This is a genomic window from Promicromonospora panici, assembly GCF_900608595.1.
Classification (GTDB): domain Bacteria; phylum Actinomycetota; class Actinomycetes; order Actinomycetales; family Cellulomonadaceae; genus Promicromonospora; species Promicromonospora panici.
In genome coordinates this window covers 1-14,276 of the sequence record NZ_UWYY01000023.1, presented here as the reverse complement: position 1 = coordinate 14,276, position 14,276 = coordinate 1, and the positions used below count along the sequence as shown (strand labels likewise).

The following is a 14,276-nucleotide window of genomic DNA, read 5'->3' as shown; positions in this document are numbered from 1 at the left end:
TCGTTGGTCCCGGCTGATCTGACCGACCAGTCTACGCCGGGGTGTACGGACTGGTTCGTCTACCCCCGGAGGGAGGCGCTTCCCAGCGATAGCGCAGGGAGACCATGCGCAGGCCGAACACGAGCGCGGCGATGGCGAAGCCCGCGGCGAGGGTGAACCAGTCGCCCCACGAGGCGAGGCTCGTCAGGGCGGCGCCGAGCAGCGCCGGGATCGCGTACAGGCCACGGGAACGGAAGATCTGCGGCACGTCGTTCGCGACGACGTCACGGATGACGCCGCCGCCCACGGCGGTGGCCACACCGAGGATCGTGGCCCCCGCCGGATTCATGCCCGCCGCGAGCGAGACCAGCGTGCCGGTGACCGAGAACAGCGCCATCCCGGCGGCATCGAACGTGAGCAGGACGTCGTGGTACCGCTGCACGACATGTGCGAAGAAGTACACGACGACCGCGGCGGCCGCGGGCGGGACGAGGTAGATCGGCGAGCCGAAGGCGCGGGGCACACCGACGTCGAGGATCACGTCCCGCAGGATCCCGCCGCCGAGGCCGACGCAGGTGCCCAGCAGGAGCGAGCCGACGATGTCGAAGCGGCGCTGGACGGCGAGCAGCGAGCCGGAGACGGCAAAGAAGAAGACGCCCAGAAGGTCCGGGACGACATGCGTCCACACCATGTCGGGCTCCCTTCGGCGGCAGGATGGTCGGCTCTGCCCACTTTTGCAGAACTTCCCCGAGGTGTCAGAGGCTCAGGTCACCTGGTGACCTGAGCGTCTGGCACCTCGGGGAGGGTCGCGGCGAACCGGGCCACGAGGCCGTGGATCTCCAGGTTCTCGTGGACCTGGCGACCGAGGAGGAGTGCGGCCTCCTCGCAGCGGTGCTCGGGGCAGAAGGCCCGCACCTCCGCGGCCTCGAAGAGGTCCCACGACGCCCTCATGTTCGACATGCGGCCGGCGTGGACGAAGGCGGCGGCGGGGGCCAGGTCGTCGAAGAACGCCCACTGGTCGGCAAGGTCGACGGCGGCCCCTCGGCAGATGCGGACGCCGGTGGTCTCCAGAGCCCCTGGCAGCGCGGGGTGGTCGACGACGGCCGAGTACTCCCCGCCGTCCGCGCGGGTCCGGGTGTACCAGCCGTCCGTGGAAGGGCCGCCGTAGGTTCTGCAGACCGAGGAAATGAGGCCGCCGTCGAGTGAGCTGGCGGTGGTGAGTGACATATCGATCCTTCACGTAGTATTGCCCGGTCCGGTTCGCGGGCATTTGGGTGGAAGTTCCATGTAAATGCATGGAATTCGTGTCGGTTTTCACCCTGTGAGCGGAGCGACGTGGGGGGTGCTTCGCCTGGGTAGATCGAGCGGGTGATCGTGCGGTTCTATCCGGCGGCTGCCACCGCCTGGGGCCTGAACCTGGCCCAGTCGACCGACGAATCCAGCATCTGCTTCAGGCCGATTCGGGTGACGGGTATTTCATCATCCTGAATTTCTTCGTCCAGATCTTTGTTCCAGGTATCGGTGGTCGCGAGCACGAGTCGCGCCGTGAATGGCGCTTTGTTCGACGCCGAGAGGAATGGGGCGACATCCGGCTTCGACAATGGCTGGCTCGGATCGTGGAATGCGCACTGCACCGCTACGAGGTTCTTCGTGTCGTGCTCGCGGGCGACGAGGTCGATCCCGTCGCGCGGCCCCTCGTGCTCAGGCCATTCGTCCCATGACCAGACGGCGTCGAACTGGGCGGCCCACTCCTCGTCCGTACGCAGGAATGCCTTCATCAGCTCCGCGAACTTCTCGTTCCTGTCCGTCTCGGACTCGGACCTGAACATGTAGTCGTCGAGGAGGTCCTCAAGTGCGGCCATATGGGCATTCTGCCAAGAGCGGGCGTTGGCCGCCTTTCGTGCCGGAGCAGTTCACGCGCCGTTCACCCGCTGACGACAGGAAGGTCGAGGTGCGTGGACTCGCCCAGTGTGAGAGTGAAGGTCTCGCCCGGCGCGCCGTGGTACGAGAAGCACGAGGCGTCGTCACCGGCGATCGCGATCCGGATCCGGTGACCCGACCGGAGCAGCGCCGACACCGGTAGCAGCTCGACCACGAGGTCGAGGTCCTCGCCCGGTTCGACCGGCTGCCCGTCGCCGCGGGCGAAGCTGCGCGGCACGCCGAGCCCCGTGGGTTCGGCCTGCCCGGCCGTCGCCCGCTGGAGGAACCGCAGGCAGCCCTCGGTCAGGTAGGTCACCGCACCGTCCGGTCCGACGTCCTCCAGGTAGACGTAGACCACGCCGTCGGACCCGGTGGTCGCCAGGCGAAGCGTCACCACGGGGAAGCCGAGAACCTGGAGGTCGGCCGGGAGCGGGGCGGAGGTGAAGGTCAGCAGCGTCTCGTCGGCCCGACGCCGGTCCGGGTAGGCCGCGCCCTGGCCGAGCTCGCCGGCGAGCCAGCGGTTGGTGGGGCCGGTCGACGAACCGGGATCGACGACGTACCGGACCGTCGACGCCGGCTCCGGCTCGTCCGCGAGGTCACCGGTGGTACCCGGGTACAGCCGCCGCGCGGCGACGTCCTCGGGCGGCCAGGACTCCGCCGTCCGCCACTGGTCCGTGCCGAGCGTGCTGTACGTCAGCGTGCCGTTTCCCGACGGCGGTGCCGGGTCGTCGGCGAGGTAGCGCGCGAAGAACTCGACCAGGCGGCGGTCCTGCCCCTCGGGGCCGGCCGGCTCGCCGCCGTCGAGCGGATCGAGGGGCCGCAGCGGGTCGGCGTGCGTGCGGCCGCCGTGCCCCCACGGCCCGATCTCCACCGTCTGGTGGTTGGGCAGGGCAGCGAACCGGGTCAGGGCGCCGGTGACGAAGGCGCCGTCCACCCAGCCGACCCGGGTCAGGAGGGGGACGCCGGTCGCGGCGATCGCGTCGTAGGCGGCTGCCGGTGTGGTGTTCAGCCAGTCGAGCCCGTCGACCCGGTCGTCGCGGAACGGCACCCGGTCCATCAGCTCGTCCACGGCGACGTTCGCCTGATGGTCCGCGACCGCCTCGGCCAGCAGGGCCGGGCCGTCGGGGCCGTCGACCGGCTTGACCGGTGTCGGCAGCTCGATCGCGTCCGCGGGCAGCCCGCGCAGCTCGGCCAGCCGCTCGCGGGCCCCGGCGACGCCGTCCTTGAGCTGGACCTCGGACATCCACCGCGCGTACCTGCCCGACGTGGCGGCGCCGCCCGGGTAGAAGAGCTGGCGGTACGGGTCGTTGGGGCTGAACAGCGCCGCCACGGCGACCAGGTGCGGGTTCCGGAGCCGCGCGACCAGCTCGGCGGCCTGGCCCTCGTAGGACGTGCCGTAAGCGCCGACCCGGCCGTTGGACCACGGCCAGGCCGCCACCCAGCTGATCAGCTCGTCGTAGTCGGCGATCTCGCGTTCGCCGAGCTCGCTGGTCCTGACGCCGAACGAGGCGCCGGTGCCGCGCGCGTCGGCCACGACGAACGCGAAGCCGGCCGCGTTCCACAGCTCGCCCTCCGCCCGGTTGGCGTCGTGCTCAGGGCCGACGCCGGCCGGCCGGGTGGCCCGGTAGTAGCGCGTCGTCCGGACCACAGCACCGACCGTCTCGCCGGCGGCGATCCGTCCGACCGGTAGCCAGACGTCGACGGCGAGCCGCACGCCGTCGCCCGCCGGGACGTACAGGGACTGCAGCCGACGGCTCGGGTCGAGAACCATGCCGCCATCCTGGCATCGTGTGCTGGCCGGCCCGAAGCGCTTATCTCGTCGCGTAGTGCCGCAGCAGCGTGAGCGCACCGTCGAGTGCTCAGGGGAGCCCGAGCACACGCCGGGCGTTGCCCGCGTACAGGCCCGGGAGCAGGTGAGCGGGCAGGGCGGCGCCGGCGATCTGCCACCGGCCCTGCGGCGGCACCTCCTCGCCCGGCGCGTAGTCGAAGCACTCGTCGTCGGTCTCGAGGAAGCGGAAGTGGACCTCGAGCTGCTCGGGGGAGAGCGGGAAGGCGTCGGTGCCGAAGAGCACGCGGTCGGGGAAGGCCTCGACGAGCCGCCGGAACCGTCGGGGCTGCCGGCCGAGCTCGCCGAGCCGGCCCGCGATGTCCACGACGAGGTGCGGCGCCGCGCGCAGGAGCCGCTCGACGCGGTCGAGGTCCTCGGCCACGCAGCCGACGTGCGCCCCGATGTACCGGGTGCCCGGCGTGGCCACGAGCAGGCACTCGAACGCGTCCAGGAGCTGGTCGAAGGACGGGAAGCGGTCCCGGTCGGCGAACGACCAGCCCGGCTGGCCGGCGAGCTCGTCGAACCGTTCGTTGTGCGCGTCCAGGGGTTCGAAGAACGCCTTCGGGTCGGCGACGTGGACGAGGGCCGGCAGCCCGAGCTCGCCGGCCAGGGTGAGCACGTCGATCACTCGCTGGTCGTCGGGCAGGACGAGCTCGCCGTCGGGCCCTCGGACCGTGAGGCCGACGTTCTTCCACACCTTGAGGCCCCGGGCGCCGCGCGCGGCGCTGTCGCGGAGCTGCTCCTGGATCTCGCGCTCCCCGCCGGCGCGGCCCAGGAGCGTCCAGTCGATCTGGCAGAAGGTGACGAAGCGCCCCGGGTGGGCCCGGTCGTACCGGTCGAGGTTGGCGTCCAGCTCGTCACCCCACAGCCCGTCGAGGTTGACGACGGTCTCGACGCCGGCGTCGTCCATCATCGCGAGCAGCGCGGCGACGTCGGGCGCGCACCAGTCGGTGGTGAGCCAGCGCCCGAGGTGGTTGTGCACGTCGATCGCGGGCACCGCCGCGCGCGCGACCCGGGTGACGGGGACGGAGACCTGCGGCCGCGGGGCCCAGTCGACGAGCCGGAGGTTCGGCACCGCCGTGTCGGCGGGACCGTCCGGGCCGGCGGCTCCCAGCGGGTCGTGAACGTGGCTCATGACTGCCTCCTCGGCGGCGGGTCGGGTGCAGGTCGGCGAAAGTGCTCGACGTGAGCGTGCCATCACAGAGGATCGGGCATGCGTGAGCAGATTGCCGATTTGTTACGCGATTCAATCAGTCAGACTGATCGAATCCGCCAGTCTTGATGACTCCCGCGCAACTGTCGAGCACCATGGGCGTCGACGGCGCCGACCAGTCGGTGCCGAGCATCCCGGGCCCGGCAGCGGGCTCCCCCACGACGACAGGAAGCCGCACGTGAGCATCAGCACCACCGAGAGCGAGATCCGCAGCCAGCCCGAGGTCTGGGCGCGCGCCGTCGACGCGGCGACGGAGGGTGCACCGGTGCTCGGCCGCCGGGGCGAGCGGGTCCTGCTGCTCGGCTGTGGCACCAGCGCGTTCGTCGCCGAGTCGGTAGCGGTCCTGCGGGAGCGCGCCGGCCACGGCGAGACCGACGCCGCCTACGCGTCGGAGTGGACGCCGGGCCGCACGTACGACCGGGTGGTCGTGATCAGCCGCTCGGGGACGACGAGCGAGGTGCTCGAGGCGCTCGCCCAGGTTCCCGCGGGCACGGTGAGGGCCGCGGTCGTCGGCGTCGCAGGGACCCCGGTCGCCGAAGCGGCGGACGAGTCGCTCGTGCTGGACTTCGCGGACGAGGCGTCGGTGGTCCAGACGCGGTTCCCCACCTCCGTGCTGGCGCTGGCGCGCACCGGGTTCGGCGAGCAGCTCGGGCCGGTGATCGAGCGGGCGGCGGAGGTGCTCGCCGCGCCGCTCCCCGTGGACCCGTCGCGGTTCGACCACTTCGTCTTTCTCGGCCGGTCCTGGACCTACGGCCTCGCGCAGGAGGCCGCGCTCAAGATCCGTGAGGCCGCGCAGGCATGGTCGGAGTCCTACCCGGCCCTCGACTACCGCCACGGCCCCGTGGCGGTGGCGGGGGAGACCAGCCTGGTCACGCTCTTCGGCGACGCCGACCCGGCGCTCACCGCCGACATCGAACGCACGGGAGCGACCGTCCAGCACTGGGACCTCGACCCCTTGATCCAGCTGGTGCAGGCGCAGCGGCTGGCCGTCGAGCTCGCCGGCTCGCGCGGGCTGGATGCCGACGCCCCGCGCCATCTGACCCGGTCCGTCGTACTCGACTGAGCCGCGACCGACCCAGCAGCTACCCCACAAGACCACCAAGAGAACGCAGAAGAGACGAGGACGATCATGCTGCGTCAGCACATCGGTACCGCCCGCGGACGAGGCGCCGCGGGCGCCGCGGCCCTGCTCCTCACGACGGCGCTGCTCGCCTCGTGCTCATCGGGCGCCCAGGGCGCGACGACGCTCGACAAGGACGCCGACGTCACGCTCACCTGGTGGACGGGACAGGCCGACCAGGCCCAGACCATCCTCACCGGGCTCGCCGAGGAGTTCGAGCAGGAGCACCCCAACGTCACGATCGAGGTCTCGTCGGGGGCGCCGTCGACCGAGGACCTGCTGCAGAAGCTGTCGTCGTCGTTCGCCGGCGGGACCTACCCCGACATCTCCTACGCATTCGGCTCGTGGGCGAGCGAGCTCGCCGACTCAGGGCGGACGCTCGACATCACCGAACAGGTGGCCGACCCCGCCGTCGGCTGGGAGGAGTTCTCGGGGGCGGCCCGGGAGACGGCGCAGCCGACGGGTGATGCCACCATCGGGTTCCCCGCCGTCGTCGACAACCTGTCCCTGATCTACAACAAGACGGTCTTCGACGAGGCCGGGGTCGAGTACCCCACCGAGGACTGGACCTGGGACGACTTCCGCACCGCGGCCCGCGAGCTGACCGACCCGGAGACCAGCACCTACGGGTACGCGTACTCGGTCTCCGGGTCCGAGGAGACGACCTGGCAGTTCTGGCCGCACCTGTGGCAGAACGGCGGCGAGATCCTCGACGAGTCCGAGACCGAGGCGACCTTCGACTCGGCGGCCGGCGTGGAGGCGCTCACGCTCCTGCGCGACATGGCGGTCGAGGACGAGTCGGTGTACCTCGACCAGACCGACACCAAGTTCGGGCAGATCTTCGCGAGCGACCAGATCGGCATGATCACGTCGGGCCCGTGGTCGCTGTACGACCTCCAGGTGGCCGGCACGGACTACGGCGTCGTGCCGCTGCCCGGGACCGACGGCGAGCACACGACCATCTCGGGCGCGGACCTGTGGGTGCTCTTCGACCACCAGGACGCCAACCGTGAGTACTGGTCGTACGAGTTCACGAAGTGGCTCACCGACCCCGAGCAGGACGTGCGCTGGAACGTCGTGTACGGCAACCTGCCGCTGCGCGAGAGCGAGATGGGCTCGCCGGAGTTCCAGAAGCAGGTCAAGGACATGCCCGGCCTCGACGTGATGGCCGAGAACAGCGAGAACGCGACGATCCCGCGCCCCACCGTCCCCGGGTACGTGAATCTCTCCGAGGCGATCGGCACCGCGATCTCCGAGGTGCTGCAGGGGCAGGGCGAGCCGGCCGAGGCGCTGACGCGGGCCGCCGACGAAGCGACGGCCGCGCTGGCGGACAAATGACGGCGACCGCCGTCCCGGCCAGGCGGCCCAGGCGGCAAGGCCCGGCCCGGCGTCCCGTCCCGGCGCGGCGGCCGGGCCCGGACCGCCGGGTGCGGGAGGGGCTCACCGGGTGGGGGTTCGTCGCGCCGGCGACCGTCATCGTGCTGGGCCTGTCGATCTTTCCCGCGGCCTGGGCGTTCCTGCTCTCTCTGCAGGAGTGGAACGGGTTCTCCGTTCCCGAGCAGGTGGGGTTCGACAACTATCGCGAGATGGCCGGCGACGCCGATCTCGCCGCGGCCGCCGGGCACACCCTGCTGTACACGGCGCTGTTCGTGCCGGCGTCGGTGCTGCTGGGCCTGGGCCTCGCCGTGGCGCTGAACCGGCGGATCGTCCTGGTCGGCCTGTACCGCACCCTGATCTTCCTCCCGTTCGTGGTGTCCGCCGCCGCGACCGGCATCCTGACGACGTACCTGTTCAACCCCCAGTTCGGGCTCGTCAACAACGTGCTGCGCGTCATGGGGCTGCCCCAGCAGGGCTGGCTGGAGGACCCGGGCCAGGCAATGGTGGTCATCGCGATCATGTCGCTGTGGGGGCAGGCCGCCTTCACCACGGTCATCTACCTCGCCGCATTGCAGGACATCCCCGCCGAGCTCACGGAGGCCGCGTGGGTCGACGGCGCCAACCGCTGGCAGTCCTTCTGGCACGTCACGTTCCCGCAGCTCGCGCCCGTGACGGTCTTCGTCGGCATCTGGCAGACGATCCAGGCCATCCAGCTCTTCGACCTGGTGTACACGACCACGCGAGGCGGACCGCTCGGGGCCACGGAGACGATCGTCTACTACCTCTGGACCTCCGCCTTCAAGGACCTCGAGTTCGGCTATGCGTCGGCGGTCGCCTACGGGCTGTTCGCCGTCACGCTCGCGATCACCATCGGCGTGACGGTCTACTCACGCCGCAGCACCGTAGGAGGTCTGGGATGACCGTTCTCGCCTCGCCCCGGCCCGCGTCCTGGTCGCCGTCGTCCATCGAGGAGGAGCCGACGCCGAAACGGCGGCGCCGCACGGGCTGGGCGCACTTCGTGCTCGTGCCCGTGGCCCTGCTCTTCGCCATCCCGTTCGTGCAGATGTTCCTCACGTCCCTGACGCCCGAGTCGGAGATCAACCGGTTCCCGCCGCGGTTCTTCCCCTCCGAGCTGACGCTCGACGGGTACGTGAAGCTGTTCCGCGACACCAACGTGCTCCTGTGGACCGGCAACACCGTACTGGTGTCGCTGGTCGCGGTGGTCTCCCACCTCGCCCTGTGCTCGCTCGCGGGCTACGGGTTCGCGCGGCTGAAGTTCCCGGGACGCAGCGCCGGGTTCCTCATGATCCTCGCGACGATCATGATCCCGACGCAGCTGCTCATGGTGCCGACCTACGTCATGTTCGCCCGCGTCGGGATCATCGACACCCTGGCGGCGGCGATGGTCCCGTGGCTCGCGTCCGTGTTCGGGATCTTCCTGATGCGGCAGTTCTTCCTGTCCCTGCCGGCGGAGCTCGAGGAGGCGGCCCTGCTCGACGGCTGTTCCCGCTGGACGACGTTCTGGCGGATCATCCTGCCGCTGGCCCGGCCGGCGCTCGCGACCCTCGCGATCTTCACGCTGCTGAGCTCCTGGAACGATCTCGTCTGGCCGCTGATCGCGATCAACGACCCGAGCGCGTTCACGCTGCAGCTCGGTATCACCAACTTCCAGGGGGCCCGGCGTACCGACTGGTCGCTGCTCATGGCGAGCAACGTGGTGGCTACGCTGCCCCTGATCCTCTTCTTCGTGTTCGCGCAGAAGCAGTTCATCGCCACCATGACGTTCACGGGAGTCAAGGGATGACCGACTTGGAGACCGCGCCGCACCCGCTGCCCGTCGTGGTCGTGGGTGACGCCAACGTCGACCTGGTGCTGCGTGGCGACGTCGTGCCCCGGTTCGGCCAGGCCGAGCAGCTCGCCGACTCGTGCGACCTGGTGCTCGGCGGTTCGGCGAGCATCGCCGCGTCGGGCGTCGCGCGCCTCGGGGTGCCGACGTCGCTAATGGCACGGGTGGGCGCCGACACGTTCGGCACGTTCACGCTCGACGCCCTGCGCGCGTGCGGTGTCGACGTCGGGTCCGTCGAGGTGGCGGACGGCGAGCCGACCGGCCTGTCCGTCATCCTCTCCACGCCGGCGGACCGGGCGATCCTGACCGTGCCGGGGACCATCCCCACGCTCACGGGGGAGCGCGTCACGGAGGTGCTCGACGCGCGGAGCGCTCGACCGGGGCTGCTGCACGTCGCCTCGTACTTTCTGCAGCCCGGCCTGGCGCGGGCTCTGCCCGGCGTGCTCGCGCGCGCCCGGGCGCAGGGCTGGACGACGAGCCTCGACACGAACTGGGACCCGGCGCAGCTGTGGGCGGGACTGGACGAGGTGCTGGGCCACCTGGACCTGCTGCTGCCCAACCGCAACGAGCTGCGCGCCATCGCGGGCGCGCTGGGCGAGTCGGCGGGCCCGCACGAGAGCCTCGACGACGTCGAGCTCGCGACGCGGCTCGCACGGTGTGGTCCGCGGGTGGTCGTCAAGGACGGGGCCGACGGCGGCTGGTCGGTCGGGGCGGACGGCGACGTCGTCCGCGCGCCGGGCGTGGCCGTCGACGTCGTCGACACGACCGGAGCGGGGGACAGCTTCGACGCGGGATACCTGGCGGCACTGGCGCACGGCGTCCTGGACGAGGCCAGGCGCGTGCGGTGGGCGACCGTCGCGGGGTCGCTGTCGACGCTCGGGTCCGGCGGGACCGGGCGGCAGGCCACGCTCGCTGACCTGGACCGGGAGCTCGCGCGGTGATCTCCGCGATCGCGCTGAGCCCGTCGCTCGACGTCACGTACGTGGTGGACGAGCTGGACGGGATCCAGCGCCCGCGCTCGGTCCACCGGGTCGCGGGCGGGAAGGCGCTGAACGCGGCGCGCGCGGCCGCCGCGCTCGGCGCGCGGGTGTCCGCCGTGGCGGTGCTCGGCGCGGGCGTGGGCCGGGACGTCGCTGACGGCGCGCGGGCCGACGGCGTCGACGTGCACGTGGTGCCCGGCACGGAGCCGACGCGCAGCTGCGTCTCGATCTTCTCCCGCGCGGACGGGCAGCTCACCGAGATCTACGAGCGCGCCGTACCGGTTTCCGCGCGCACGGCAGCGGTCACGCTGGACACCGCTGTCGGGCTGGCGGCGGCCCGGCCCGGGTGGTGGTTCGTGGCGGGCGGCCTGCCGGACTCCGCGCCGGACGGCCTGCTCGCCGACGTCGTACGACGCCTGCACGACGCCGGGGTCCGGGTCGCCGTCGACAGCCACGGCGCGGCACTGCGGAGCGCCGTGGGTGCGAGGCCCGATCTGGTGAAGGTCAACCGGTCGGAGGCGCTGGAGCTGGTGGGCGGGGATCCCGAACCGTCCGTGCCCGAGCTGCTGGCCGCCGTGCACACTCGCACCGGGGGACTGGTCGTCATCACCGACGGTGCCGCCGGCGCCTGGGCGACCGACGGCGACCGGGTGCTCCGGGCACGGCTCGCCGGACACACGGGGAACTTCCCGGTGGGCAGCGGCGACTCGTTCCTGGGCGGCCTGCTCGTCGCGCTCGACGGCGGCGCCGGCCTGGCCGAGGCCCTGGCCCTCGCGACGGCGACCGGCACAGCGAACGCCCAGGTCCCGGGCGCGGCCCTCCTGGACCCGTCCCTGGCCCGCAGCCTGACCCAGGAGGTCGAGATCTTGGTTGTGGGCGTGACCGATGCGCCTAAGACGGACACATAGTCGCAACGGTCACGCCCACAACAAAGCGGGGTCAGTCCGGGACCACCTGGATCTCCACGCCCGCCGCCTCGATCGCCGCGAGGGCCTCCGGGTCGGCCGACGAGTCCGTGACCAGCACGTCGATCTCCGAGAGGTCGGCGACCTTGGCGAGGGTCACCCGGCCGACCTTCGAGCCGTCGGCCACGACCACCACGTGCTCGGCGTGCGCCAGCATGGCGTGGTTGGTGCGGGCCTCGGTCTCGTCGTGGGTCGTGGCGCCACCGCGCACGCTGATGCCGTCGGTGCCCAGGAACGCCGTCCCGACGTTGATGGCGTTGAACGTGTTCTCGGCCAGAGCCCCGACGGCCTCGAACGAGCTGGACCGGACGAACCCGCCGGTCATGATCACCTTCAGGTTGCTCCGGGAGGCCAGCTCGGTGGCGGTGGTCAGCGCGTTCGTCACGATCGCGAGGTCGGGGCGCGTGGCCAGCTCGCGGGCGACGGCGGCCGCCGTCGTGCCGCCGCTGATGGCGACCGAGTAGCGCCCGGCCGGAAGCAGGCCCGCGGCATGCTCGGCGATGCGCGCCTTGGCGTCCCGGAACCGGCTGTCCCGCAGCAGCACGGGGACCTCAGTGGTGGGATCGAGCGCGCGGACGCCACCGTGGGTGCGGACCAGCAGGCCCTGCTCCTCCATGGCGGCCAGGTCGCGCCGCATCGTCGCCGACGAGACGTCGAGCTCCCGGACGAGGTCGGTGAGCCGGGCGGTGCCCTGTTCGTTGACGTAGGTCAGGGTCCGCATCATCCGCTCGGTGCGCTTGTGCGAGATGGCGCGTGGTTCCGACTCCGCCGTGGTCGCCATGCCGTTCCCTTCTCGAACCGCTCACTCAAACTGATCGTTCAGCGCGAATTCTGATCGTATTCTTGCACATCTCGCGCGGACTCACGGATGATCAACGCCATGGTCAGCATCGCGTTCATCGGCGCCGGGAGCGTCGTCTTCACCCGGCAGCTCGTCGCCGACATCCTGCGTTTCCCGGAGCTCGCGGACGCGCGCCTCGTGCTCCACGACATCGACCCCGAGCGGCTCGACGTCGCCGAGGCGACCGCCCGGCAGGTCGACCGCCGGCTCGGCGGCCGGGCGACCGTCGTCGCGACCGCGGACCGCCGAGCCGCGCTCGACGGTGCGGACTTCGTCATCAACATGATCCAGGTCGGCGGCGTCCCCGCGACGATCGCCGACCTCGAGATCCCGGCGCGGCACGGGTTGCGACAGACGATCGGCGACACGACCGGTGTGGGCGGGATCTTCCGCGCGCTGCGGACGTTCCCGGTGCTCACGGCGCTGGCCGCGGACATGCGCGAGCTGTGCCCGGACGCGTGGCTGCTCAACTACACCAACCCGATGGCGATGAACGTGTGGTGGCTGTCCGTCGTCGCGCCCGAGCTCAAGGTCGCCGGGCTGTGCCACAGCGTCTACTGGACCGCGCACGACCTCGCAGAACTGGTGGACGTCCCGGTGGCGGAGACCCGCTTCCGCGCGGCCGGCGTCAACCACCAGGCCTGGCTGCTGGAGTGGCAGCACGACGGCCAGGACCTGTACCCGGCGCTGCGCGACCGCATCCGCGCCGACCTCGGGCTGGAGCGCCGGGTGCGCGTCGAGATCTTCCGCCGCATCGGCTACTACCCCACGGAGACGAGCGAGCACTCGTCGGAGTACCTGTCGTGGTTCCTGCGCTCGGACGCGCAGATCGAGCGCTATCGCCTGGAGCCGCTCGAGTACGTCGGCATCAGCCGCGAGAACCTCGCCGAGCTCGACCGGGCCAGGAAGACCCTCGCCGCGGGTGGCGACCTGGAGCTCGAGGACGGCGCGAGCGAGTACGCGCCGCAGATCATCCACTCGCTCGTCACGGGGACCCGCCGCGAGGTGCACGTCAACGTGCCCAACCGCGGGCTGATCGACAACCTGGGGCAGGACGCCGTCGTCGAGGTGCCCGCGATGGTCGATGCCTCGGGCATCGCGGCGGTGCCGATGGGGGCGCTGCCGATCCAGTGCGCCGCGGTCAACCAGGCATACGTCTCGGTCGGGCGGCTGACCGTGGAGGCCGCCCGCATCGGCGAACCGCTCCTGGTCCGCCAGGCCGCGCTGATGGACCCGAACACGGCGTCCACGTTGACCCCCGAGCAGATCTGGGCGGTCTGTGACGAGCTCACCGTCGCGCACGGCGCCCTGCTGCCCGACGCCCTGCGCGTGCCGGTCGCGGCGGGCGCGCTGTGACCCTCGCGGCGACGAGCGCCCTCATCGCCGACGCGGTGCGGTCCGAGGGCGCCGTCCTCGCGTTCAACGTCATCACGCTGGAGCACGCGGAGGGCATCGCAGAAGGGCTCGAGGCCGCCGGCGTCCCGGGGATCCTGCAGGTCAGCGAGAACGCCGTCCGCTTCCACGGCGGGCGGATGGCGCCGCTGGTCGCGGCCTGCCGCGAGGTGGCGGCGTCGGCGGGCGTCCCCGTCTCGGTGCACCTCGACCACGTGCAGGACGCCGAGCTGGCTCGCTCGGTCGTTGCCGAGGCGGAGCGGCTCGGGATCTCGTCGCTCATGGTCGACGCCGCCCACCTGCCGTACGAGGACAACATCGCGACGACGGCGGCGCTCGCCGCGACCGGGCACCGCACGTCGCTGTGGATCGAGGCCGAGCTGGGCGAGATCGGCGGCAAGGACGGGGCGCACGCGGCGGGCGTGCGCACCGACCCGGACGAGGCGGCGTCGTTCGTGGAGCGGACCGGCGTCGACGGCCTCGCCGTGGCCGTGGGCAGCTCGCACGCGATGACCACGGCGACGGCGCGGCTCGACCTGGACCTGATCGCGCGCCTCGCGGAGCGCCTTCCGGTGCCGCTCGTGCTGCACGGCTCCTCGGGCGTGCCGATGCCGGCGCTCCGGGCCGCCGTCGCCGCCGGCATCCGCAAGATCAACATCGGCACCGCGCTCAACGTCGGCTACACCGCCCGAGTCCGGGCGCACCTCGCGGACGACGAGGCGGTCACCGACCCACGCAAGTACCTCACCCCGGCGCGGGACGCGATCCGCGACGCGGTGCGTGACCTGTCCGCCGCCGTCGCCTCGGGCTGACGG

The 14,276-nt window shown here is 71.8% G+C and carries 14 protein-coding genes; 8 read left to right on the top strand and 6 right to left on the bottom strand.

The annotated features are described in order from the left end of the window. Window positions 1-31: 31 nt before the first annotated feature. From EW117_RS23750 to EW117_RS23730, 5 genes are all read right to left on the bottom strand, one after another. Complete coding sequence (locus EW117_RS23750; protein WP_129789181.1) at window positions 32-670, bottom strand: trimeric intracellular cation channel family protein; 639 nt, start codon at window positions 668-670, stop codon at window positions 32-34. Between the two features lie 77 nt (window positions 671-747). Continuing rightward, window positions 748-1,206: a hypothetical protein gene (locus EW117_RS23745; RefSeq protein WP_129789180.1), complete on the bottom strand. Its 459-nt coding sequence runs from the start codon at window positions 1,204-1,206 to the stop codon at window positions 748-750. A gap of 155 nt (window positions 1,207-1,361) precedes the next feature. Then, the gene (locus EW117_RS23740) at window positions 1,362-1,841 is read right to left on the bottom strand and encodes a restriction endonuclease (RefSeq protein WP_129789179.1); all 480 of its coding nucleotides are present in this window, start codon (window positions 1,839-1,841) and stop codon (window positions 1,362-1,364) included. 62 nt (window positions 1,842-1,903) lie between these two features. Further along, window positions 1,904-3,670: a CocE/NonD family hydrolase gene (locus EW117_RS23735; protein WP_129789178.1), complete on the bottom strand. Its 1,767-nt coding sequence runs from the start codon at window positions 3,668-3,670 to the stop codon at window positions 1,904-1,906. Window positions 3,671-3,758: 88 nt separating this feature from the next. After that, the gene (locus EW117_RS23730; RefSeq protein ID WP_129789177.1) at window positions 3,759-4,862 is read right to left on the bottom strand and encodes an amidohydrolase family protein; all 1,104 of its coding nucleotides are present in this window, start codon (window positions 4,860-4,862) and stop codon (window positions 3,759-3,761) included. A gap of 256 nt (window positions 4,863-5,118) precedes the next feature. Here EW117_RS23730 and EW117_RS23725 point away from each other — a divergent pair, with 256 nt between their 5' ends. The 6 genes from EW117_RS23725 (at window position 5,119) to EW117_RS23700 (ending at window position 11,171) form a co-directional block, all read left to right on the top strand. Next, complete coding sequence (locus tag EW117_RS23725; RefSeq protein WP_242504498.1) at window positions 5,119-6,003, top strand: SIS domain-containing protein; 885 nt, start codon at window positions 5,119-5,121, stop codon at window positions 6,001-6,003. Window positions 6,004-6,069: 66 nt separating this feature from the next. Next, on the top strand, window positions 6,070-7,398 hold the full coding sequence (locus EW117_RS23720) for an ABC transporter substrate-binding protein (protein ID WP_129789175.1): 1,329 nt from the start codon (window positions 6,070-6,072) through the stop codon (window positions 7,396-7,398). Continuing rightward, the gene (locus EW117_RS23715) at window positions 7,395-8,357 is read left to right on the top strand and encodes a carbohydrate ABC transporter permease (protein ID WP_129789174.1); all 963 of its coding nucleotides are present in this window, start codon (window positions 7,395-7,397) and stop codon (window positions 8,355-8,357) included. The genes EW117_RS23720 and EW117_RS23715 overlap by 4 nt, the downstream gene beginning before the upstream one ends. Further along, window positions 8,354-9,241: a carbohydrate ABC transporter permease gene (locus EW117_RS23710; protein WP_129789173.1), complete on the top strand. Its 888-nt coding sequence runs from the start codon at window positions 8,354-8,356 to the stop codon at window positions 9,239-9,241. Before EW117_RS23715 ends, EW117_RS23710 begins: the two co-directional genes overlap by 4 nt. After that, entirely contained in the window at window positions 9,238-10,224 is a 987-nt protein-coding gene (locus EW117_RS23705) for a carbohydrate kinase family protein (protein WP_129789172.1), read from the top strand. The genes EW117_RS23710 and EW117_RS23705 overlap by 4 nt, the downstream gene beginning before the upstream one ends. Continuing rightward, window positions 10,221-11,171 (top strand): 1-phosphofructokinase family hexose kinase, encoded by a 951-nt coding sequence (locus EW117_RS23700; RefSeq protein ID WP_129789171.1) that lies wholly within the window; start codon window positions 10,221-10,223, stop codon window positions 11,169-11,171. The genes EW117_RS23705 and EW117_RS23700 overlap by 4 nt, the downstream gene beginning before the upstream one ends. Window positions 11,172-11,202: 31 nt before the next feature. On the opposite strand, the gene EW117_RS23695 is transcribed toward EW117_RS23700, so the two are convergent. Beyond that, entirely contained in the window at window positions 11,203-12,009 is an 807-nt protein-coding gene (locus EW117_RS23695; protein ID WP_129789170.1) for a DeoR/GlpR family DNA-binding transcription regulator, read from the bottom strand. Window positions 12,010-12,108: 99 nt separating this feature from the next. On the opposite strand from EW117_RS23695, the gene melA reads away from it, so the two are divergent. Then, a complete protein-coding gene (melA, locus tag EW117_RS23690; RefSeq protein WP_129789169.1) occupies window positions 12,109-13,425 on the top strand; it encodes an alpha-glucosidase/alpha-galactosidase in 1,317 nt (438 codons plus the stop codon). Further along, the gene (locus tag EW117_RS23685; protein WP_129789168.1) at window positions 13,422-14,273 is read left to right on the top strand and encodes a class II fructose-bisphosphate aldolase; all 852 of its coding nucleotides are present in this window, start codon (window positions 13,422-13,424) and stop codon (window positions 14,271-14,273) included. Before melA ends, EW117_RS23685 begins: the two co-directional genes overlap by 4 nt. Window positions 14,274-14,276 lie beyond the last annotated feature (3 nt).

What these genes read in the sequence shown, in the direction of transcription:
- EW117_RS23750 (WP_129789181.1), bottom strand. Translation starts at nt 670, where the DNA reads ATGGTGTGGACGCATGTCGTCCCGGACCTTCTGGGCGTCTTCTTCTTT.
- EW117_RS23745 (WP_129789180.1), bottom strand. Translation starts at nt 1,206, where the DNA reads ATGTCACTCACCACCGCCAGCTCACTCGACGGCGGCCTCATTTCCTCG.
- EW117_RS23740 (WP_129789179.1), bottom strand. Translation starts at nt 1,841, where the DNA reads ATGGCCGCACTTGAGGACCTCCTCGACGACTACATGTTCAGGTCCGAG.
- EW117_RS23735 (WP_129789178.1), bottom strand. Translation starts at nt 3,670, where the DNA reads ATGGTTCTCGACCCGAGCCGTCGGCTGCAGTCCCTGTACGTCCCGGCG.
- EW117_RS23730 (WP_129789177.1), bottom strand. Translation starts at nt 4,862, where the DNA reads ATGAGCCACGTTCACGACCCGCTGGGAGCCGCCGGCCCGGACGGTCCC.
- EW117_RS23720 (WP_129789175.1), top strand. Translation starts at nt 6,070, where the DNA reads ATGCTGCGTCAGCACATCGGTACCGCCCGCGGACGAGGCGCCGCGGGC.
- EW117_RS23715 (WP_129789174.1), top strand. Translation starts at nt 7,395, where the DNA reads ATGACGGCGACCGCCGTCCCGGCCAGGCGGCCCAGGCGGCAAGGCCCG.
- EW117_RS23710 (WP_129789173.1), top strand. Translation starts at nt 8,354, where the DNA reads ATGACCGTTCTCGCCTCGCCCCGGCCCGCGTCCTGGTCGCCGTCGTCC.
- EW117_RS23705 (WP_129789172.1), top strand. Translation starts at nt 9,238, where the DNA reads ATGACCGACTTGGAGACCGCGCCGCACCCGCTGCCCGTCGTGGTCGTG.
- EW117_RS23695 (WP_129789170.1), bottom strand. Translation starts at nt 12,009, where the DNA reads ATGGCGACCACGGCGGAGTCGGAACCACGCGCCATCTCGCACAAGCGC.
- melA (WP_129789169.1), top strand. Translation starts at nt 12,109, where the DNA reads ATGGTCAGCATCGCGTTCATCGGCGCCGGGAGCGTCGTCTTCACCCGG.